The sequence below is a fragment of the Arthrobacter sp. Z1-15 genome, assembly GCF_054792395.1.
In genome coordinates this window covers 1,442,836-1,464,609 of the sequence record NZ_CP096454.1, presented here as the reverse complement: position 1 = coordinate 1,464,609, position 21,774 = coordinate 1,442,836, and the positions used below count along the sequence as shown (strand labels likewise).

Below are 21,774 nucleotides of genomic sequence, written 5' to 3'. Positions count from 1 at the left end.
TTCACGGGCCGCTGCGGCGCCGGCAAGAGACTACGATCTGTACTGAGGAGCCGCTCCGGCATTACGCGGGACGCGGGAGTACGCGGCACCAGCAACCAAATTCGTGCAAACGTAAGGATGAAACTTCGTGGTCAAAACGAACGAGCCAAATCTGTCGGTGGTCTCCCGGGACGTGCAGAAAGTGCCGGCCCAGGCACTGGTAGTGGGAATTGGCCAGACCTCCGGCGGCCCCGTTCTGGTTGAAAGCCCGCTGAGCCCGAAGGCCGCTTCGGCCCTCGCCGCGTCCCTGCCCCTCCTCGGAGTCACCGGTGCCGCAGACGAGGTCCACCGCCTGCCCGGACTGCCCGAACTCGAAGCAGAGATGCTTGTCCTGGCCGGCGTCGGCAAGGTCACCGCAGGGGTTCCCCTGAGCGAAGAGGCCCTGCGCCGCGCTGCGGGATCCGCAGTCCGCCAGCTGGCCGGCACCGAATCGGTGGCCCTGGCCCTGCCCGCCGCCACCGTGGCCGACGCAGCCGCAGTTGCCGAGGGCGCCCTGTTCGGCGCCTACAGCTACACCGAGCACCGCACGGACAAGGCCACCGCACCCAAGGAACCGGTCCGCAGCATCATCGTTGTTACTCCCGCCGCCGAGGAGAAGGCACTGAAGCCGGCGCTGGAACGTGCCCGGATCCTGGGCCGGGCCGTGAACGCCACCCGCACCCTGGTGAACCAGCCTCCGAGCCACCTCTATCCGGAAACCTTCGCCTCCGCCGCCAAGGACCTTGCCAAGCCGCTGTCGGCGAAGGTCAAGGTCACGGTCATGGACGAAAAGAAGCTTGAGCGCGACGGCTTCGGCGGACTGATCGGTGTAGGCAAGGGTTCTTCCCGTCCGCCGCGCATGGTCAAGGTGGAATACGCGCCGCAGCGTGCCAAGGCCAAGCTCGCGCTGGTCGGCAAGGGCATCACCTTTGATTCCGGCGGACTGTCCCTGAAGCCGGCCGCCGGCATGCAGACCATGAAGTGCGACATGGGCGGCGCCGCCGTCGTCCTGAACGCCCTGCTGGCGATCGCTGAACTCGGGCTGCCCCTCAAAGTCACTGCCTGGCTGTGCCTGGCCGAGAACATGCCCTCGGGTACTGCCCAGCGCCCCGGCGACGTCATGACGACCTACGGCGGCCGCACCGTGGAAGTCCTGAACACCGACGCCGAAGGCCGCCTGGTCATGGCCGACGGCCTGGTCGCTGCCTCCGAGGAGGCTCCGGACGTACTGATCGACGTTGCCACCCTCACCGGCGCGCAGATGATCGCCCTGGGCAACCGGGTCTCGGCCGTCATGGGCGAGGAAGGCGTGCGCGACGCCGTGAAGGCCGCCGCGGACCGCTCCGGAGAACTCTTCTGGCCGATGCCCATTCCCGAAGAACTGCGCGCCAGCCTGGATTCCTCCGTCGCGGACATCGCCAACCACGGCGAGCGGTTCGGCGGCATGATGACGGCCGCCAGCTTCCTGCGCGAATTTGTCGGCGAGGTCGACGGCGTCAAGATTCCCTGGGCCCACCTCGACATCGCCGGCCCGGCCTTCAACGAAGGATCGCCCTACGGCTACACGCCCAAGGAAGGCACCGGCGTCGCCGTCCGCACGCTTGTTGCGTACGCCGAAGACGTGGTGTCCCGCTCCGCCTAGGCGCGGCCTATAGCACCGGCCCCGTACAGGGACCACCCGGAACGACTGTTGTGACTGGTGTTTCTCGTTACACTTCCCGCCGGCGGGCCTTCACCGAGTGGATGGAGGCCTGCCGGCGGGATAGTGTGAGAGACAATCACAACCGCCCAAATCACTAAAACGACGCGCCCATGTGCGTCACCGATTACGCGAGGGAGCGTCCAAGTGGCCGAAAAGGCAACTGCGCAAGAATTCGACATCCTGATCCTTGGAGGAGGAAGCGGCGGTTACGCCGCAGCCCTTCGCTCCGTGGAGCTGGGTTTCTCCGTAGGACTCATTGAAAAGGGAAAGCTGGGCGGCACCTGCCTGCACAACGGCTGCATCCCCACCAAGGCGCTGCTGCACTCGGCGGAAATCGCCGAGAACGCCAAGTCCGCATCGAAGTACGGCATCAACGCCACCTTCGATTCCGTGGACATGACGGCGGTCAACTCCTACAAGGACAACATCATTGCGGGCAAGTTCCGCGGCCTGCAGGGCCTGATCAAGTCCAAGGGCATCACCGTCATTGAGGGTGAAGGCAAGCTCACCAGCGAAAAGACCATTGAGGTCAACGGTGAGACCTACACCGGCGCCAACATCATCCTGGCCACCGGCTCCTACTCCCGCTCACTGCCGGGACTGGAAATCGGCGGCAAGGTCATCACTTCGGACCAGGCCCTGAAGATGGACACCATCCCCAAGAGCGCCATCATTCTGGGCGGCGGCGTCATCGGCGTCGAGTTCGCCTCGGTCTGGAACTCCTTCGGCGTGGACGTCACCATCATTGAGGGCCTGCCCTCCCTGGTCCCGAACGAAGACGCTGCAATCATCAAGCAGCTGGAGCGTGCGTACAAGAAGCGCGGCATCAAGTTCAGCACCGGCATCTTCTTCGACAACGTAAAGCAGAACGACGACGGCGTTGTCGTCACGCTTGCCGACGGCAAGACCTATGAAGCTGACCTGATGCTCGTGGCCGTGGGCCGCGGACCGGTTACCGCCAACCTGGGCTACGAAGAAGCCGGCCTGACCATGGACCGCGGCTTTGTCATCACCAACGACCGCCTGCACACCGGCGTGGGCAACGTGTACGCCGTCGGCGACATCGTTCCCGGCCTGCAGCTCGCCCACCGCGGCTTCCAGCAGGGCATCTTCGTGGCCGAGGAGATCGCCGGCCTCAAGCCGGTCATCGTCGAAGACGTCAACATCCCGAAGGTTACCTACTGCGAGCCGGAAATTGCTTCAGTGGGCCTGACCGAAAAGGCAGCCAAGGCCAAGCTGGGCGACGAGAACGTCCAGGTCCAGGAATACAACCTGGCCGGCAACGGCAAGACCTCCATCCTGGGCTCCTCCGGCCTGATCAAGATGGTCCGCGAAAAGGACGGCCCCATCGTGGGCGTCCACATGATCGGCGGTCGCATCGGCGAGCAGATCGGCGAAGCACAGCTGATCGTGAACTGGGAAGCCTACCCGGAGGACCTGGCGAGCCTGCTGCACGCCCACCCGACGCAGAACGAAGCCCTCGGTGAGGCCGCCATGGCCCTCGCCGGCAAGCCGCTGCACGGCTAGGACAAGAATCACCTGCTTAGTGCACCCGGCAGCCAACCCTCCGGGTGCACTAGGCTTTCCACCACCAGCACCAGCGGTACGGCTGGTCAACAGATCTAATAAGGAGAAACGGGGACAATATGTCTGAAACCGTGAACTTACCCGCCCTTGGTGAAAGCGTCACCGAAGGCACCGTCACCCGCTGGCTCAAGGCCGTGGGCGACAGCGTCGAGGTAGACGAGCCGCTGCTGGAAGTTTCCACCGACAAGGTGGACACCGAAATCCCGTCGCCGATTGCCGGCGTCATTGAAGAAATCCTCGTTGCCGAAGACGAGACCGCCGAAGTGGGCGAGGCACTCGTCCGCATCGGCGACGGCTCCGGTTCCGGCGAGCAGATGGACGACGGCGGCAGCGCCGCCAACCAGGAAGCCCCCTCCGCGCAGGCAGCTGAAGAGGCCCCCGCCGAGGAAGCTCCGGCAACGGAAGCTCCCGCCGAGTCCTCCGACTCCGGCGCTGAGAGCGGCTCCGGCGAAGGCACCGACGTCACTCTGCCTGCACTGGGCGAGTCCGTCACCGAAGGCACCGTCACCCGCTGGCTGAAGGCCGTGGGCGACGACGTCGAGGTTGACGAGCCGCTGCTCGAGGTCTCCACCGACAAGGTCGACACCGAGATCCCCTCCCCCGTTGCCGGCAAGCTGCTGGAAATCCGCGTCAACGAGGACGACACCGCCGAGGTTGGCGCCGTTCTGGCCGTCATCGGTTCCGGTGCCGCCGCTCCGGCCAAGGCCGAGCCGAAGGAAGCCGAGCCCGTAGCGGCAGCCTCCAACGACGAGCGCGAAGCCCCGGCTGCAGAGCCGAAGAAGGAAGAAGCACCTGCCCCGAAGCAGGAGGAGAAGAAGCCTGAGCCCAAGGCTGAGGCTCCCAAGCAGGAAGCTCCGAAGCAGGATGCTCCCGCCGCCTCCGAGTCCGAAGGCACCTACGTCACCCCGCTGGTGCGCAAGCTTGCCAACCAGCACGGCGTGGACCTGTCCACGGTCAAGGGTTCCGGCGTGGCCGGCCGCATCCGCAAGCAGGATGTCCTGGAGGCTGCCGAAGCCAAGAAGGCAGCGGAGTCCAAGCCCGCCGCCGCACCGGCTGCGTCCCCGGCTTCCTCGTCCTCGTCCTCGGACAAGGCAGCACCGGCACAGATCAGCGAAGCAAGCGCCAAGCTGCGCGGCACCACGGTGAAGGCACCGCGGATCCGCCAGACGATCGCCCGCCGCATGGTCGAGTCGCTGCAGGTTTCCGCGCAGCTGACCCAGGTCCAGGAAGTGGACATGACGCGCATCGCCAAGCTGCGCGCCTCCGCCAAGGAATCGTTCGCGGCCCAGAACGGCGCGAAGCTCACCTTCCTGCCGTTCATTGCCAAGGCAGTGACCGAAGCCCTGAAGCAGCACCCGAAGCTGAACGCTTCCTACGATTCGGAAGCCCAGCAGATCACGTACCACGACGCCGAGCACCTGGCGATCGCCGTGGATACCGAAAAGGGCCTGCTGGTTCCGGTCATCAATGACGCCGGCGACCTGAACATCGCCGGTCTGGCCAAGCGCATCGGCGACGTCGGTTCGCGGACCAAGAACGGCAAGATCGGACCCGACGAGCTTTCCGGCGGGACGTTCACGATCACCAACATCGGTTCCGTGGGCGCGCTCTTCGACACTCCGATCATCAACCAGCCGCAGGTGGGCATCCTGGGCACCGGTGCGATCGTGAAGCGTCCCGTCGTCCTGACCGACGCCGAGGGCAATGACACCATCGCCATCCGCTCCATGATGTACCTGTCCCTGTCCTACGACCACCGCCTGGTGGACGGCGCCGATGCAGGACGCTTCCTGCAGACGCTGAAGGCACGGCTCGAAGAAGGCAACTTCTCGGCCGACCTGGGCCTGTAGTTCCGGACCCCTCCGGCGCATCATGCGAAGGGCGCTTCCCCCTCGGGGAGGCGCCCTTCGCCGTCCGGCGCTCCCCCGCCCGCACGGCCCCCGGCCCTATTTCTACATGTTGTCGAAGTGTTATTCGGGCGGGCCCCTTCCGGTTCGATAATGCTGACAGAGTGTCGGTAAGCTGGAATCATGGACTTCCTACAGAGCTTCCTCGTTTTCCTGCACATCCTCGGCGCCGCCATCATCGTCGGCCTCTGGTTCGCCAGGATCAAGAACCCCACGGTCATGCCGGGCCAGTTCCACGGCGCACTGCTGCAGCTGGTCACCGGCCTCCTTCTCGTCGGCCTGGCCGAGATGGGTGACGGCGACGTCAACCACATCAAGATCGCCGTCAAGCTGGTGCTTGCCCTGGTGATTGCCGTACTCGCCTTCATCGGCCAGCGCCGCTACAAGAAGGACCAGCCGGTGAGCGGACTCCTGGCCAACGGCGTCGGCATCCTGACGGTCGTCAACATCGCCCTCGCCACCATGTGGTAACCACGCCTGACAGGTATGCCTGCGGATTGTCTCGGCTGCGCAGCGGCTCCGGCGGCTGCGCGGCAGTAGATCCTGCCGCACGAGTCTGAATAGGATGGGATGAAGCGCCGGCGCCTGCCGGCCTTCATCCCATCCGCTTTTAAGGAGCCCCCATGGCTACAGTCCGCTCAGCCCACACCGTCTGGAACGGCGATCTCTTCAACGGCCAGGGCGAGGTCACCCTCGACAGCTCGGGCCTGGGAACCTACGACGTTACGTGGAAGGCCCGCGCCGAGGAAGCCAACGGCAAGACCAGCCCTGAGGAACTCATTGCCGCGGCGCACTCCGCCTGCTTCTCCATGGCCTTCAGCAACGGCCTGGCCGAAGCCGGCAAGACCGCTGAGCGCATTGAAACGTCCGCCGACGTTACCTTCGTTCCCGGCACCGGCATCACCGAAAGCCTGCTCAAGGTCACGGCCGTTGTCCCGGGCCTCACCGCCGAAGAGTTCGAGGACATCGCCGAGGCCGCCAAGAGCGGCTGCCCCGTCTCCCAGGCCCTCGCCGGGATCAAGATCTCGCTGGAGGCAACACTGGAGTCCTAACCCCGCGCGACACGGCAGAAGGTGCCGTTCCCGATGTCTTCGGGAACGGCACCTTCTGCCGTGCGGGGGTTCGGTGAGGTTTGGGCCGGGCTAGTGCCTGCCTGCCTCCCGGTCAACGGCCGTCCCGGCGGCCGACACCGGTCCCGGCGTGCCCGTCCGGCCATGCTGCCCGCCGGCGTCGGCGTCGGGCTTCGGCTGCCGGCGCGGCGGCAGCGGTGCCGGCTGCAGCGACGGGTAGCCGGCCAGTGCCGGCGGCTCGTCGGTGGGCAGCTCGGAGAGCATCTCCTTCAGGATGCCCACGCCGTGCTCCAGCTGGGGATCCTCTCCTGCTGCGTAGGCATGCGGCGGGAACGGTACTTCGATGTCCGGATCGACCCCGTAGTTTTCCACCGTCCAGTCGATGCCGCCCGTGATCCAGAAGCCGTACCGCGGCTGGTTGACGCCGGTCCCGTCCACCAGCTTGAAGCGGCCGTCAATGCCGACAACTCCACCCCAGGTCCGCATGCCCACCACGGGCCCGATTCCGCGCAGCTTGGCCACCTGGGTGATGATGTCGCCGTCGGACCCGGCAAACTCGTCGGTGAGGATCACCACCGGTCCCCGCGGAGCATGTGCCGGGTAGGTTCCGGGCTGCTCGCCGCGCGCCAGCGTCCAGGCGGTGACCTTGCGGCCGATCAGTTCCGCCACCAGCTGTGAGGTGTGGCCGCCGCGGTTGCGCCGCACGTCCACGATCAGGGCGTTGCGGGACGATTCCTGGTCCAGGTCGCGGTGCAGCTGGGACCAGCCGCTGGCAACCATGTCGGGAATGTGCAGGTAGCCGAAACCGCCGTTGGAGGCCTCCCGGACTATCCGGCGGTTGGCCGCGACCCAGTTCTGGTAGCGCAGGCGTTCTTCGCTCCTCAGGGGCACGACGGCGATGCGGCGCTGCCGGGGTGCCCCGGCACCGTCCTCCGGGGAGCGGACGACGGTCAGTTCCACGGTCCGGCCGGCGGCATTGGCAAGCAGCGGCGCGGGGCCCTGTTCTGCGGACACCGGCCGCCCGTCGACGGCGGCAATGAGGTCGCCGGGGTGGACGTCGGCTCCGGGCGCCGCCAGCGGTGACACCGCCTGGGGGTCCGAGGATTCCGAGGACAGAATCCGCACCACTTCCCAGCCGCCCGGGGCTGGGCGCAGGTCCGCCCCCAGGAAGCCCTGGGCGCCGGCTCCGGGCTCTGCCGCCGGTTTGGGCATCACGTAGGCGTGCGAGGTTCCCAGTTCGCCGTGCATCTCCCATAGGAGGTCCACCAGGTCATCATGCGAGCCGAGATGCTCCACCAGCGGACGGTACCGGGCATGGATGCCTTCCCAGTCCAGTCCGCCCATGTCCGGCGCCCAAAAGAAGTCCCGCTGCAGCCGCCAGGCCTCGTCAAACTCCTGGCCCCAGACCTTGACGGGTTCCAGCTGCACGCGGATCCGGCCGAGGTCCACCGTGATGTGTTCCGGTGAGTCGTCGTCGGCCTGCGACGAGGACGGCACCGCATGCACCTGCTGTTCGTGGACGTAGACGACCTTCCGTCCGTCACCGCTGATCTCGTAGTCATCCAGTGCCGGCACCAGGACGGACACGTCCTTTTTCTCCAGGTCGAAACGCTCCAGCCGGCCGGCGGGCTGGCGGTCTCGGGTTGAGGCCCGGCCGTCACCGGTTACGCCGTAGCTGTCGGAGGCGAGCCACAGCAGCGCGCCGTCGGCTGCCGTGAGCTTTTCGTAGCGGCCCTGGGGCACGGGCACCGCAATGATGCGGTCCTGGATGCCGGCGGCGTCGATCACCGACCGGGGGCCGGCCGGAACCGTGTCGGCCGCGTCGTCCGAAGCTACCCGGAGCTTCTCTGCCCGCGGCACCGGAAGCCCGTGGACGGAGGGGCCGAACGGTGACGGAGTGTCCGCCGCCAGTGCCACGAGGAAAGGCTTGGTTGACGACGGAAAGCTCAGGTCGAAGCGGTGGGTGTCATAAACCGGATCGAAGCTGCGTTCGGACAGGAACGCCAGGTAGCGTCCGTCCACCGTGAAGGCGGGCGCGTGGTCGCGGAAACGGCCGTCGGTCACATCAATGATTCCGGAGCCGGGGTCGGCGGCGGAGACGAGCCGGATCCGGGCCCGTGCGCCTTCCCCGGTCACCGGCTCGGCCCAGGCCAGCCACTGTGAGTCCGGGGAGAATGTCAGCTGGTCCACGGCTCCGTGCCCGGTGGAGGCGACGCGGGTCAGCGCCCCGGATGCGGGATCCAGCAGGAACACTTCACCGTATTCGGTGGAGACAGCCACAGCCGTTCCGTCAGGGCTTCCGGCGATCTGCGCTACGCGTGTGGGCTTCTCGAAGGGTATGCGCAGGGTGCGGGTGCTTTGATCGGGCCGGGCTGCGGCCTGCCCGCCACTCTGGTCCGGGCCCTGCCCTTCGGCAGACTCCGGAGCGGCGGGCTGCTCCGCCGGCACCGGTGCCGTAACTGCCGATGCCGGGACGGGGGTGCGGGTGGCCGCTGACACCGGACGGGGCAGGTCGACCTCGGGTTCGGCAGCAGCCGGGGCGGCGGCAGCCGGGATGGCGCCCTGCGGCTTCGCCTCGGCTTCCCCGGCGGAGGCAATGCCTCCGCCGGGCAGCTCCAGCTCTGCAAAGACATTGCGGACGTAGAGGGACTCCTCCCCGCCGCGGTCCGCCACATAGACAGCCCGGCCGCCGGCAAGCGGCCGGCCCAGCCGGGCGCGCACAGCGGAGTCGGCTTCAATGACCCGGGACGGGCCGTCGCGGTGCGTCAGCCAGTGCAGCGTGCCGTGGGTTTCCACTACGGACGCAGTACCTTCGGTATCCGGCAGCACTCCGGCCAGATGGGCGCCGGGGTTCAGCTGCTGCGGACGGCGGCCTGTTCCGGCCGATCCCAGCGAGATGTCCAGCCGCCGGGCCTCCTCGTCCAGGGAGGGCAGCAGCCACAGGGCGCCGGCTGATTCGAAGACGATCCGGTGGCCGTCCGTGGAGGCATGCCGGACGTAAAACTCGCCGAAATCGGTGTGCCGGCGCAGGTCGCTCCCCTGCGGCGTCACGGAGTAGAGGTTGCCGTATCCCTCATGGTCGGAGAGGAAAACAATCCGCCCGTCAATCCACATCGGGTCCGTCAGGTTTCCGTCCAGCTCGGGAACGAGTCGCTCGAATTCACCGTTGCCGTCCGCATCAATCCAGAGCTTGCCGGCGGTGCCGCCCCGGTAGCGCTTCCACCAGGCCGGTTCACGGGTCATGACTGAGCCGACGACGACGGGGCGCTCATCCCCCACGGCAGGGCCTTCGGCCACCGCGTCAACGGGGCCGTAGGGCAGGGCCCGCGGAGCGGATCCGTCCAGCGGCACTTCATAGGCCCAGCGCAGCCTGAAGTCCTCGTGTTCGAAGGGGCTGATGGCGATCACGCTGCCGGAGGGGCTGAAGCCCTTGACCCGGGTGCCCTGGTTCCCCCAGTACGTCAGTCTGCGGAAGTTTCCGCCGTCAGTGTCTGCCGCCACCACCTCGGGCGCGCTGCCCTGCACCACGCTCCAGGCGATGGTTGCTCCGTCGGGTGAAAACCGGGGATTGCGTGCCGGAAGCTGCATGGAGGAGATCCGCCAGGCGCGGCCGCCCGCCAGCGAGGCCACCCAGACGTCATCTTCCGCTACAAAGGTAACGAGGTCGTCGTGCAGATCGGGAAACCGAAGATAGGGAGTTGAACTCATTCCTCGATCCTATCTTTCTGCCGGCCCGGGACTGCTCAGGACAGGGCCGCCGGCGGCAAGTCCCCGGCCAGCGCCGGCACATTTCCGGCCGGTCAGGCAGGGGCCGCCAGAATGGCTTCGATCCGCCAGCCGGCAGGCGTGCGCACCATGACAAGCACAATGTCCTGGCGGGACAGTGCCGCCGCGTTCCGCACCATGCCTCCCTGCGCGTCGCGCTCGGCATAAGCCGACGTGGAGACGGCTGCGGGCACGCTCACGCGGCCGGCCTCCCCGGGAACGGCAGGGCCGGCCGACAGAACCTCCACGGAAAGGCCGGCGAGCACGGTGCCGGCCGCCTCCAGCTTGGCGATCTCCGCCCGGTCCGCCAGCATCGCGGACGAGTCAGGGACGTTGACCCCGTCCAGCAGAGCCGCATCGGCTGTGCTGAAAGCCCTCGCCCGCAGTTCGGCGAGCGCACCGGCGGCGGCCGCGGGATCATCCCCGCGGAGCAGCGCCTGGAGTTCCGGTTCCGGCGTCCCCGTCAGCGCCCCCTGTCCGCCGGCGGATCCCGTGCCCTGCTCCGGCTGCCCCGGTGTGCCCGGATCCGCGCCGGATTGCCCACCCTGGCCTGCCTCCCCAGCTTCTGCCCCCTCTTCCGGCGCAGTTTCTTCTCCCGGCACAGTTCCTTCTCCCGGCCCCGTTCCTTCTCCCGGCACAGTTCCTTCTCCCGGCCCCGTTCCTTCTCCCGGCACAGTTCCTTCTCCCGACCCCGTTCCTTCTCCCGGTGCAATCCCTCCACCCGGCGCAGCCCCCTGTTCCGGCGCTGCCCCGCCTTGCCCCTGCAGCAGCTCGGGAGCGGCCACCGCAACAGCGCCAACCCCCGCAACGGCCGCCACCAGGACCGCCGCCGCGCTCAGCAGCAACCGGTTGGGCCGCCGGTGTTCCGGCGTCTGAGGGCCCGGACGCCCGCTGTGCTGTCCCCTGCCCCTGGACTGCAGCCCGAGGGATGCCCTTCCCCGCTCAATCCGGGCGTGCCGGGTCTGGGTTCCCGGCTCGGCGCCGTCGGGAATCGGCAGGACCAAATCCAGCGGTTCGGCAACCGCGGAGCCAAACACGAGCCGCACGAATTCAGCGGCATCGGGGCGGGCGGCAGGCTCCGCTGACAATCCCGCCTCCACCGTCTCGGCAAGCTGCGGCGGAACGGCCGGGGCCAGGGCCGACAGCCGCGGACGGTGCTCCCTCGGCGGCAGGGCATGTCCGGTCAGCAGGAGCCATCCTGCCGCAGCCAGTGCCAGCACGTCGGCTGCCTGAGAACCCTGATGCGGTCCGGATACTGATCCTGAGCCGGGGCGGTCGGTGTCCGGCGCAGCCGGCGTACTGCCCGCTGCCCCCGGCGCGCCAAGCAGCCGGTCGGTTCCAAGATCGCCGAGCAGGGGCTTGCCCTGCGCTGTGAAGAGAATGTTGCCGGGCGAGACCCGTCCGTGGGCTATTCCCTGGCTGTGCAGGTATGCGAGGGCGGAACCCACGCCGACCAGGACAGTGACGGTCTCCCCGGGCGTCACTGTTTGCCGGAGGGCTGCCAGGCGGACGAGGGACCCTCCGGGCGCGTACTCCATGAGCAGGCCCGGCCCCTGGTCGGTCTCCAGCACCGTGTGCAGCTGCAGCAGGTTTTCATGCTCGAAGCGCGAAAGGATGTTCAGCTCGCGCCGCGTCTCGAAAGTCCCGGCGGGCCCGCTTCCGGCCGCCGCAGCCGTCTTTAGCGCAAACCGGGCGCCGTCGTGCTCGCGCACCGCCAGCCACACGCATGCCGAACCGTTTTCACCCAGCAGTTCCCCGGTCCGGTACCCCTGCTCGACCGCCGGCGGGCGCACGGGGAAATGCGCCGGCCCGGCTGTCCCGTTGAAGTCCATGCTCTCTGTTGTAGACGGATTTTCCATGGCCTGCAGAAGTTATCCACAGCTGGCCTGCGGCATCCGGAGGAAAGTGAGGCAACCCATAGTCGGAAGTTGGGCGCGGGCGGTCTAGGCTAGCCCCATGGCTTTGGAGTTCCTGCGCGTCGGTTTCGCCCCGCACTACGTCAATTATCTCGATGGCTGGGACCGGCAGCGGTCCCTTCACGCGCAGGTGCTGGACGGCACCTCGCCGGATACGGTGCTGCTTCTGGAGCATTTCCCCGTCTACACGGCGGGAAAGCGCACGGAAGAGCACGAGCGGCCCTTCGACGGAACCCCGGTGATTCCCGTGGACCGCGGCGGAAAACTCACATGGCACGGTCCGGGCCAGCTGGTTGGCTATCCCGTCCTCCGGCTGCAGGATCCCACGAAGGTCGCCGAGTATGTGGAGACCCTCGAGGATGCGCTCATCAGCGTCCTCGAGGATTACGGCATCAACGGTGAACGGGTGCCCGGACGCTCCGGCGTCTGGGTCCGCGGCGGAGGCACCGACCGCAAAATCGCCGCCATCGGCATCCGCGTCCACCACGGCGTCACCATGCACGGGTTCGCCCTCAACTGCAGCAATGACCTGGCCCCGTACAGCCAGATCATCGCCTGCGGAATAGCCGACGCCGGCACCACCACCATCTCGGCCGAAACCGGCCGCACAGTCACACCGAACGATCTGGTGGCCCGCGTGGAAGAAGAACTCTTCCGCCGCCGGGGACACCTTGTCCGCGAACACTCAGTTCGGCCTACGGACGCCGCCACCCCGGATCCCGGCGAAGCAGCCGGCCGGTCGAAAGGAGCCCTCCTATGACTCTTGCACCCGAAGGCCGCCGCCTGCTGCGCATTGAACAGCGCAACGTGGCCGTTCCCGTGGAACGCAAGCCGGACTGGATCAAGGCGAAGGTGAACATCGGTCCCGAGTACGTCCACCTCAAGGGGCAGGTGCAGAAGGAAGGCCTCCACACCGTCTGCGAGGAGGCCGGCTGTCCCAACATCTTCGAATGCTGGGAGGACAAGGAGGCCACCTTCCTGATCGGCGGCTCCGAATGCACGCGCCGCTGCGACTTCTGCCAGATCGATACCGGCAAGCCCTCCGCCGTCGACATTTTTGAACCGACCAAGGTGGCCCGGTCGGTGCAGAAAATGAACCTGCGCTACGCCACCGTCACCGGCGTGGCCCGGGACGATCTGGAAGACGAAGGGGTCTGGCTGTACGCCGAGACCATCCGCAAGATCCACGAGTTGAACCCGGGCACCGGCGTCGAAATCCTGATCCCGGACTTCTCCGGCAAACCCGAGCACATTGCCGCCATCTGCGATGCGCGCCCCGAGGTATTTGCGCACAACGTCGAAACCGTGCCCCGGCTGTTCAAGCGCATCCGCCCGGCCTTCCGCTACGAACGGTCCCTGGATGTCATCACCCAGGGACAGAAACTCGGCATGGTCACCAAGTCCAACCTGATTCTGGGCATGGGCGAAACCCGCGAGGAGATTTCCGGCGCGCTGCGGGACCTGCACGACGCCGGCTGCGACCTGCTCACGATCACCCAGTACCTGCGCCCCAGCGAGCGGCACCTGCCGGTGGACCGGTGGGTCAAGCCGCAGGAATTCGTCGAGCTCAGCGAGGAGGCCACCGAACTGGGCTTCCTTGGCGTGATGAGCGGCCCGCTGGTGCGCTCCTCGTACCGGGCCGGCCGGCTGTGGGCCGGTGCCATGCGCAAGAAGGGCCTGGAACTGCCCCCGCAGCTGGCACACATCGAGGATTCGGGCACCACCCTGCAGGAGGCATCTTCCATCCTCGCCCGCAGCTGACAACCCTTTCCTCTCCGGCCCGTCCCTGCGGCGGCCGGTGTACGCCCGCCGCGAACCCGGCACGCGGAAAGCCCTGACCTCAGGGTTTCCGCGCACCGGACCGCGCGGAACGGGCGCTCGAATCACGTAGAATTGAACCACTATGGCCAACAGCACAGATTCCGACGCACCCAAGAGCGCCCGCCGCGGCCTCTTCTCCCGCAAGCCCAAAGCGGAGAAGAAGAAAAAAGGCCCGGGCCGCATGAAGCAGATCGCCGATGTCTTCAAGATGACGCGGCGCAATGACCCCAACCTGGTGTGGGTGATGCTGGGCGCGTTCCTGGGCATCATCGCCGTCGGGCTGATCATCGGTCTGCTGATCGACAACTGGATCACGATGCTTATCATCGCGGTTCCGCTGGCCCTGCTGGCCGCCGTCTTCATTTTGTCCCGCCGCGCCGAGCGGGCCGCCTTCACCCAGATTGAGGGCCAGGCCGGCGCTTCCGGCGCCGCACTGAGCATCCTCCGCCGCGGCTGGATCCTGGAAGAGCAGCCGGTTGCCATCAACCCCCGCAGCCAGGAAGCAGTCTTCCGCGCCATCGGCCGCCCCGGCATCGTCCTGGTCACCGAGGGCGCCCCGGGCCGCGCCAAGGCCCTGGCCGACGGCGAACGCCGCCGGATGAACCGCATTGCCCCGAACGTTCCGGTCCACATCATCCAGACCGGCCGCGGAGACAACCTGACACCGCTGTCCCAGGTGGCCAAGAAGGCCAAGAAGCTGCCCAAGGCCCTGACGAAGCAGGAAGTCCAGGCCGTCAACAAGCGCCTGGCCGCCCTGGGCACGCGCCTGCCGATCCCCAAGGGCATTGACCCGTACAAGGCACGCCCGGACCGCAAGGCTTCCCGCGGACGCTAATCCTTATGCCGGCGCACTGCCGGCTGCAGCACAACGAAGGGCCCCTCCTCAGGAGGGGCCCTTCGTGTGTTAGGGGACGGCGTGTTTCGGGACGGTGTGTTCCGGGACAGTGTGTTCCGGGAAGGTGCGGCAGCGGTGTGCCGCCGCCGTCGTTCTTAGCGTTTGCGCTGGACCTTGACCAGGACGGTGCCCATGGCGCGGTCGTGCAGGCCCCGCTGGTCGGCGTCGAACACGACGGCGGGAATCACCAGGCAGAGCAGCAGGCTCCGGACCAGAGCGGGCAGGAAGCCGGCAGCCGTGCCGTCAAGGCGTTGTACCTGAAGGCTGAACACGCGGTGCCCGATGCTGTAGCCTAGGAGACCAACGAGCACTATCTGCTCGACGGCGAAGATCGCCAGGGTAGCCGTGGATGACCACCCGAAGAAGGCGTAGGAAACCACCGAGGCCAGAGCCCAGTCGATGATGATCCCGCCGAGGCGCGGACCCACCCGGCCGATGCTGCCGGGGCCTGTCCTGGGCCGGCCGAGGCGTTTGCCGGGCCAGCTGTTTTCGTCGGAGGGAGGGCCTTCCAGCCACGAGCCTAAGCTTCTTCTATCAACCACCGTTTAAGACTACCCGGCGCCGGCGCAGACGCGCTCCGCCCCTCAATTGCTTCCGCGCCGTCCCTTAAATGCTTCCACGGGGCCGTTCACGTTAGGGTAGAGGAGAGACTTCGGTTGCGTAACTTGCTTGAAACACCGCCGACACGGTCGAGAAATTTGCTCCCCCTACAGTTCTAAGGAGTTGACAGGGAAGCCGTTTCCGTCCACGGGCAGGTCAAGCCGGGCAGCCCGGAGTCATCCACCCAAATTGTGTAAAAGGAGCAAAGTACCGATGTTCAAAACTGCGGACGAAGTCCTCAAGTTCATCGCTGACGAAGATGTAAAGTTCGTCGACATCCGATTCACCGACCTCCCCGGAGTGCAGCAGCACTTCAATGTACCGGCGAAGTCAGTAGATGCCGACTTCTTCATCAATGGCCAGCTCTTCGACGGCTCTTCCATCCGCGGGTTCCAGGGCATCGCTGAATCCGACATGCAGCTGATTCCGGACGTGACCACCGCGTTCCTGGATCCGTTCCGCATTGAGAAGACCCTGGCGCTGAACTTCTCCATCGTCAATCCCCGCACCGGCGAGCCGTACCACCGCGACCCGCGCGGCGTTGCCGAGCGCGCCGAGGCCTACTTGGCGTCCACGGGCATTGCCGACACCGCCTACTTTGCCCCCGAGGCCGAGTTCTTTGTGTTCGACAACGTGCAGTACGAGTCCTCCCCGCAGGGCAGCTTCTACAAGGTGGACTCCATTGAGGCACCGTGGAACAGCGGCCGCGAGGAAGAGGGCGGAAACCTCGGCAACAAGACCCCGTTCAAGGGCGGCTATTTCCCGGTTGCACCCGTGGACAAGCAGGCTGACCTGCGCGATGCCATCTGCGTGGAACTGGATAATGCCGGCCTTGAGGTTGAGCGCGCCCACCACGAGGTAGGCGGCGCCGGCCAGGCCGAGATCAACTACAAGTTCACCACCATGACGCATGCTGCCGATGACCTGCTGAAGTTCAAGTACATCGTCAAGAACGTCTCCGACGCGTGGGGCAAGTCCGCAACCTTCATGCCGAAGCCCATCTTCGGCGACAACGGCTCGGGCATGCACTGCCACCAGTCGCTGTGGAACGGCTCCACTCCCCTGTTCTACGACGAGAAGGGCTACGCCGGCCTGTCCGACGTCGCACGCTGGTACATCGGCGGCCTCCTCAAGCACGCATCGGCTGTCCTCGCCTTCACCAACCCGACGGTCAACTCCTACCGCCGCCTGGTCAAGGGCTTCGAAGCTCCGGTCAACATGGTCTACTCGCAGGGCAACCGCTCCGCCGGTATCCGTATTCCGATCACGGGCTCCAACCCCAAGGCCAAGCGCATTGAGTTCCGCGCTCCGGACGCGTCCTCGAACCCGTACCTGGCCTTCGCCGCGCAGCTGATGGCCGGCCTGGACGGGATCAAGAACCGCATCGAGCCCGCCGATCCCATCGACAAGGATCTCTACGAGCTTCCCCCGGAAGAGGCCCGCGGCATCCAGCTGGCCCCGGGGTCCCTGGAAGAGGCCCTGGACGCGCTGGAGAACGACAACGAGTTCCTCCAGGCCGGCGGCGTGTTCACCCAGGACCTGATCGACACCTGGATTGAATACAAGCGTGAATACGAGATCAAGCCGCTGCTGCTGCGCCCGAACCCGTACGAGTTCGAGCTCTACTACGGCTGCTAGGCCCTAGCACGCACGACAGCGGGTCCGCCCGCTGATGAGCCCGCACCGTCTGCCGAAACTCCGGCGGATGGTGCGGGCTCTCCTTGTTAACCGCTCGTCCACATGGCAGTAACGGCTGTTCCCAGCCTCCATAAGGGCACCTTCTGCCATCTCGCGGAGGGCCGGGAGACCGCGCCGGGGGCGCCTGGACTAGCGGAACAGCTTCGTGTTTTCCCGGATCAGGCCGGCATGGTCCGGAGCAATCTGCGGCCCTGCCGGCCCCAAAAGCATGACCAGGGGTTCGAACCACTTCAGCACGCACAGGGAATTAAGCCGGCCAAAGGCGATCAGGTCCTCGGAGGACAGCGGGTCGCCGTCGATCAGGCGGACGATGGCCTCCTCGGAAGCTGAGCCCATAATCGTTAGGGCCAGATCGCGGCGGGCAGTTACCGCATCCCATTCCCGCAGGGGCTCGCCGGGGCGGTGATTCGAGGTTTCCCCGTAGAGCCCTGATCCGGAATCCCCCTCCGCAGAGGCGAGGAGCCCGTCCAGCCGGTTGAAACTCTCCGCCAGGCAGCTGCCCGGCTCAGCTGCTGCGACGGCAGTGCGGGCTGCGGAGGAAGTAAAAACCCACACCCCGTCGAGCCGGCAGCGTCCTTTGGCCAGTCCGGTGAACCGAAGCACTTCAAGACCCGGATGGCCGGAGCGGCCGCCGGCCTGGACGGTACGGACGATACGCGCGGCGTATTCACGACCAAGTGTTTCCGTGACTTCGTGAAACGATCCGAAAAACTCCAGCTCCCGCTCAGGGCCGGCGATTCGGTAGTTGTACAGCCCGCCGGTGCGCGCCACGAAGTCACGAATGACCAGTTCGCTCCCCTGCGGGCTCGTCCACTGCCTCAGCAGGGTCGGATCGGTATATGCGCGGAAGACCCAGTTGGCGGGTGCATCAAACTCCCTGCTGAAGGAGATGCCCTGCTCTCCCGGGACTGCGGTCACGGTGCATCTGTTCATCGTGAATCCCCCTCAGGGTGTCGCGGGAGGCAGCGGCTGCTTCTACTGCCGGGCCGGTCGGGCCGGCCCCGGCCGAGAACTAGGAACGGGGCCTAGCTGGTGTACGGGTCGGCAAACACGGCAACGAGGACCAGGAGCGACAGCAGCGTAAAAATGACGCCCAGAACCAAACCGATGATGCCGAACACCTTGTACATGGGCGCCCGGTCCCGCTGGTTTGAAAGCCCGATGGCGGAGAAGGAGCCGGCAGCAAGGCCGATAAGAGTGCCGACGAACGGGATAAAAAACATGAGGAGGGAGACGAGCCCCAGAATAAACCCGGTCAGGGCGAGCGGGTTGGAACGCAGAGGGTTCTGCGGGTAGCCCGGATACCCCTGATACCCGGGGTATCCCGAATAGGCAGGATGCATGCCCGCGTATCCCTGCTGATATCCCTGGTAACCCGCGGCTGGATCAGTGTATCCGGGGGACTGCTGCGGCGGGCTGCTTTGGAAGGTGGGGTACCCCTGTTCACGGCCGCCGGGGTATCCCTGGGCGCCGGGGTATCCCTGGCCGCCGGGGTATCCCTGGGCGCCGGGGTATCCCTGGGCGCCGGGGTATCCCTGGCCGCCGGGGTATCCCTGGACCTCTTCGGTGCCGGTTCCGCCGGCAGGAGCTGCCGGAGCTTCGGATGATGCGGATTCAGCGGCTCCGGAGCGGCCGAAGGAGGCCGGGTCAACGGGGCTGAACGGGCCGGGCGGGACCGGGGAACCAGATGCAGCAGCGTCCGCTGCCGCTTCCCGTATCGCCTCCCCCGCCGTCGGCCCGCCATAACCGGGGGATGAAGCCGCTGCCAGCGGCATGGTGTAGGTGCTCCAATTCTGGCCGTCCCACCATTTCTGCTGGTCCGGGTTCGCGGGATCCTGGTACCAGCCCGGCAGTGGCAATGTCATGTGTTCTTCTCCTGGGACGACTGGCGGAGCCGGGACTTAAACGGCTCGTCATCCATACCGTAGCCGATTTCGGCTCCGGTTCCGGCCAGATCGAGCACCTGGACCGAAGGCTAGAAACGCAGGGCGGTCAGGGCACCACCTGGGTGCTTATCGATGTGTCGGGCTGCGAATTGTTCAGCATGTTAATTTCGGCAGCCGACACTCCGCCGGCAATAAGGACGCAGCCCGCGATAATTGCGGTGATCTGGGCCCGGGTGGAACGTTGGGTGCGTTGTCGGATGTTTGCAGCATGCTTCAGCATGGATGCCTCCAATGGTTGCTGTGGGATGCCCGGTGCGGCGGAACGCCGTCTTGTACCGGGGAATGCGGGAGTCCGGGGGCGGCTGATTGCCGCGTGTCCGCTCCGGGGCGGGTGCCGCACAGTGAGATTTCGCTGCTGTGCCAACAAATCCCGGCCTTCATTAAGTCTAGGAGCCGCGGTTGCCCGGCTTCAACGTGGGTCTGATCACCCGGAGCACCGCGCCTTTGCGGTCCCCTGCGGCGCCCACCAGACAACGACGGCGCACAGACGACGACGGCGGCCGTCCCCCTCAGGGAACGGCCGCCGTCGTCGTGACACCGGTGCCGGTGCGGAAGTGGAAGCGGAGCTAGAGCACCTTGGCCAGGAAGTCCTGCAGCCGCGGCTGCTCGGGCTGGGAGAACAGTTCCTCCGGAGCGCCCTCCTCGACAATGTGGCCGTCGGCCATGAAGATCACGCGGTCGGCGACTTCACGGGCAAAGCCCATTTCGTGGGTCACCACCACCATGGTCATGCCGGCCTTGGCCAGGTCGCGGATAACCTGCAGCACTTCGCCGACCATTTCGGGGTCGAGGGCCGACGTGGCTTCGTCGAAGAGCATGATGTCCGGAGCCATCGCCAGCGCACGGGCAATGGCCACGCGCTGCTTCTGCCCGCCGGAAAGCTGTGCCGGACGGGCGTCGGCCTTGTCCGCCAGTCCCACCTGGTCCAGGAGCCGCAGGGCATTGGCTCGGACTTCGGCCTTGGAGCCCTTCTTCAGTTCCAGCGGCGCGAGCATGACGTTCTGCAGCACGGACATGTGCGGGAACAGGTTGAAGTGCTGGAAGACCATGCCGATGTTCTGGCGCACCTTGTTCAGGTCCACCTTCGGATCGGTGAGGCTGAAGCCGTTGACCTCCACCTCGCCGGCAGTGATGTCCTCGAGCTTGTTCAGGCAGCGCAGGAACGTGGACTTGCCGGAGCCGGAGGGGCCGATGACGCACACGACTTCACCCTCGGCGACGGTGACGTCCAGGCCCTTGAGGACCTCGTTGGTGCCGTAGGACTTGCGCAGTCCGCGCGTTTGGATCTTGCTCACTTGTTGAACCTCTTATCCAGGACGTCCGCCAGCTTGGTCAGCAGCGTGATGACGATGAAGTACAGGGCCGCAACGATCAGCAGCACCTCGGCGGTGCGGAAGTTCACGGCGTAGATCTGCTGGGCCTGGTAGGTGAGCTCGGCGAAGCCGATCACGGCCAGCAGCGAGGTGTCCTTCAGGGTGATCACAAACTGGTTGATGAATGACGGCGTCATGATCTTTACTGCCTGCGGAATGATGACCTTCTGCATGGTCTTGCCGTATCCCAGACCCAGGCTGCGGGATGCTTCCATCTGGCCGGGATCCACGGACTGGATGCCGCCGCGGACAATTTCGGTCATGTAAGCGCCGGCGTTCAGCGACAGGGTCAGCACACCGGCGGTGAGCACGTCAACGGGCTGGCCGATGAGCTGCGGAAGGCCGAAGTAGAAGAAGAAGGCCTGCACCAGGACGGGCGTGCCGCGGAAGATTGCCACATAGGCGGTGGCGATTCCGCGCAGGATGACGTTGGAGCCCACCTTGAAGAAGCCGAAGATCACACCCAGCACCAGGGCAAAGACGAGCGACAGGGCCGTGGCCAGCAGGGTCAGACCCATGCCCTTGGCGAACGCGGGCGCATTGTCCGTGACCAGCGACCAGAAGCTGGAGTCTTCGGCGCCGGCGTCCAGGTAGCGGTCGAGGATTTCGTCGTACTCGCCGCTGTCCTTGAGCTCGGCCAGGCCGGCGTTGAACGCGGCCAGCAGCTCGGGGTTGGTTCCCTTGTTGACGGCGAAGCCGTAGGAGGAGCCAACTTCCTTCTCCGTGACGGTCTTCAGGCCGTTGCCCGAGGCCACGCCGTAGGCCAGCACCGGATAGTCGTCGAAGACTGCCACGGAGCCGCCGGACTTGACGTCGTCGTACATCTGGGCGGACTGCGCAAAGGCGACCACGGTGAAGCCGTACTCGTCCTTGATGGATTCCGCGAACGTCTGGCCTTCGGTGCCGGTCTTGACCGCCACGCGCTTGCCGGCCAGGTCCTCGTAACCGGACACGTCATCGTTGGTCTCGGCGACGGCCATCTGGATGCCGGACTCAAAATACGGGTCCGAGAAATCGAACACCTTTTGGCGTTCCTCGGTGATGGACATGCCGGCGATGACGCCGTCCACCTGGTTGGACTGCAGCGACTGCAGCGCCGCGTCAAAGCCGAGGGAGCGGATGTCAACGCTGAATCCCTCTTCCTCGGCAATCGCGTTAATCAGGTCCATGTCGATGCCCACGAGCTCGCCGTCCTGGCGGAATTCGAAGGGTGCAAAGGTGGTGTCGGTGCCGACGGCGAAGCTCTGGCCTTCGACGCCGCTGGGGGAATCTGCCGCAAAGGCCCCGGTTGCGGGGACGCCAAGGAGCAGTGCGATGGCCGCAGTCACCGCGATAAAGGGCGCGGCGAACCGAGCCCGGCCCCGGAGGGCCCGTTTGCCAGTGTGCAAGGTGAAAACGTCTCCTAGATGTTCCGGAACGGCACAAAAATGCCGATAATGCCTCATAGAGCCTACCCAGCGCGGAGCGCAGGAACTA

The 21,774-nt window shown here is 66.3% G+C and carries 16 protein-coding genes; 9 read left to right on the top strand and 7 right to left on the bottom strand.

Annotated features, from left to right (window positions below; all coding sequences use genetic code 11):
• Positions 1 to 127 precede the first annotated feature (127 nt).
• The 5 genes from M1D40_RS06695 (at position 128) to M1D40_RS06675 (ending at position 6,266) form a co-directional block, all read left to right on the top strand.
• A complete protein-coding gene (locus M1D40_RS06695) occupies positions 128 to 1,660 on the top strand; it encodes a leucyl aminopeptidase (RefSeq protein WP_341392629.1) in 1,533 nt (510 codons plus the stop codon).
• A gap of 204 nt (positions 1,661 to 1,864) precedes the next feature.
• Positions 1,865 to 3,247, top strand: coding sequence for a dihydrolipoyl dehydrogenase (gene lpdA / locus M1D40_RS06690; RefSeq protein ID WP_341392628.1), 1,383 nt, complete (start codon positions 1,865 to 1,867; stop codon positions 3,245 to 3,247).
• Between the two features lie 119 nt (positions 3,248 to 3,366).
• On the top strand, positions 3,367 to 5,157 hold the full coding sequence (sucB, locus tag M1D40_RS06685) for a 2-oxoglutarate dehydrogenase, E2 component, dihydrolipoamide succinyltransferase (RefSeq protein WP_461170617.1): 1,791 nt from the start codon (positions 3,367 to 3,369) through the stop codon (positions 5,155 to 5,157).
• Between the two features lie 180 nt (positions 5,158 to 5,337).
• A complete protein-coding gene (locus M1D40_RS06680) occupies positions 5,338 to 5,685 on the top strand; it encodes a hypothetical protein (RefSeq protein ID WP_341392626.1) in 348 nt (115 codons plus the stop codon).
• Positions 5,686 to 5,837: 152 nt separating this feature from the next.
• The gene (locus M1D40_RS06675; RefSeq protein WP_461170616.1) at positions 5,838 to 6,266 is read left to right on the top strand and encodes an OsmC family protein; all 429 of its coding nucleotides are present in this window, start codon (positions 5,838 to 5,840) and stop codon (positions 6,264 to 6,266) included.
• Between the two features lie 90 nt (positions 6,267 to 6,356).
• On the opposite strand, the gene M1D40_RS06670 is transcribed toward M1D40_RS06675, so the two are convergent.
• Both M1D40_RS06670 and M1D40_RS06665 read right to left on the bottom strand, forming a co-directional pair.
• Complete coding sequence (locus tag M1D40_RS06670) at positions 6,357 to 9,992, bottom strand: S41 family peptidase (RefSeq protein WP_461170615.1); 3,636 nt, start codon at positions 9,990 to 9,992, stop codon at positions 6,357 to 6,359.
• Positions 9,993 to 10,084: 92 nt separating this feature from the next.
• A complete protein-coding gene (locus M1D40_RS06665) occupies positions 10,085 to 11,908 on the bottom strand; it encodes a protein kinase domain-containing protein (protein WP_461170614.1) in 1,824 nt (607 codons plus the stop codon).
• A 97-nt stretch (positions 11,909 to 12,005) separates the two neighbouring features.
• On the opposite strand from M1D40_RS06665, the gene lipB reads away from it, so the two are divergent.
• From lipB to M1D40_RS06650, 3 genes are all read left to right on the top strand, one after another.
• Positions 12,006 to 12,725 carry a lipoyl(octanoyl) transferase LipB gene (gene lipB / locus M1D40_RS06660; protein ID WP_461170613.1) on the top strand — a complete coding sequence of 240 codons (720 nt, stop codon included), beginning with the start codon at positions 12,006 to 12,008 and terminating at the stop codon, positions 12,723 to 12,725.
• Positions 12,722 to 13,726 (top strand): lipoyl synthase, encoded by a 1,005-nt coding sequence (gene lipA / locus M1D40_RS06655; protein ID WP_461170612.1) that lies wholly within the window; start codon positions 12,722 to 12,724, stop codon positions 13,724 to 13,726. The genes lipB and lipA overlap by 4 nt, the downstream gene beginning before the upstream one ends.
• 142 nt (positions 13,727 to 13,868) lie before the next feature.
• A complete protein-coding gene (locus M1D40_RS06650) occupies positions 13,869 to 14,621 on the top strand; it encodes a DUF4191 domain-containing protein (protein ID WP_341392620.1) in 753 nt (250 codons plus the stop codon).
• Between the two features lie 155 nt (positions 14,622 to 14,776).
• Here M1D40_RS06650 and M1D40_RS06645 read toward each other — a convergent pair whose 3' ends face one another.
• On the bottom strand, positions 14,777 to 15,223 hold the full coding sequence (locus M1D40_RS06645; RefSeq protein WP_461170611.1) for an RDD family protein: 447 nt from the start codon (positions 15,221 to 15,223) through the stop codon (positions 14,777 to 14,779).
• Positions 15,224 to 15,494: 271 nt separating this feature from the next.
• Between M1D40_RS06645 and glnA the strand changes: the two genes are divergently transcribed.
• Positions 15,495 to 16,919 (top strand): type I glutamate--ammonia ligase, encoded by a 1,425-nt coding sequence (gene glnA / locus M1D40_RS06640; protein WP_461170610.1) that lies wholly within the window; start codon positions 15,495 to 15,497, stop codon positions 16,917 to 16,919.
• Between the two features lie 189 nt (positions 16,920 to 17,108).
• Here glnA and M1D40_RS06635 read toward each other — a convergent pair whose 3' ends face one another.
• The 4 genes from M1D40_RS06635 to M1D40_RS06620 all read right to left on the bottom strand — a co-directional run bounded on the left by M1D40_RS06635 (position 17,109) and on the right by M1D40_RS06620 (position 21,686).
• Positions 17,109 to 17,912, bottom strand: coding sequence for an SRPBCC domain-containing protein (locus M1D40_RS06635; RefSeq protein WP_461170609.1), 804 nt, complete (start codon positions 17,910 to 17,912; stop codon positions 17,109 to 17,111).
• Between the two features lie 92 nt (positions 17,913 to 18,004).
• Positions 18,005 to 18,844 carry a DUF2510 domain-containing protein gene (locus tag M1D40_RS06630; RefSeq protein ID WP_461170608.1) on the bottom strand — a complete coding sequence of 280 codons (840 nt, stop codon included), beginning with the start codon at positions 18,842 to 18,844 and terminating at the stop codon, positions 18,005 to 18,007.
• A gap of 647 nt (positions 18,845 to 19,491) precedes the next feature.
• Positions 19,492 to 20,220: an amino acid ABC transporter ATP-binding protein gene (locus tag M1D40_RS06625; protein WP_461170607.1), complete on the bottom strand. Its 729-nt coding sequence runs from the start codon at positions 20,218 to 20,220 to the stop codon at positions 19,492 to 19,494.
• Entirely contained in the window at positions 20,217 to 21,686 is a 1,470-nt protein-coding gene (locus M1D40_RS06620; RefSeq protein ID WP_461170606.1) for an amino acid ABC transporter substrate-binding protein/permease, read from the bottom strand. Before M1D40_RS06620 ends, M1D40_RS06625 begins: the two co-directional genes overlap by 4 nt.
• Between the last annotated feature and the right edge of the window lie 88 nt (positions 21,687 to 21,774).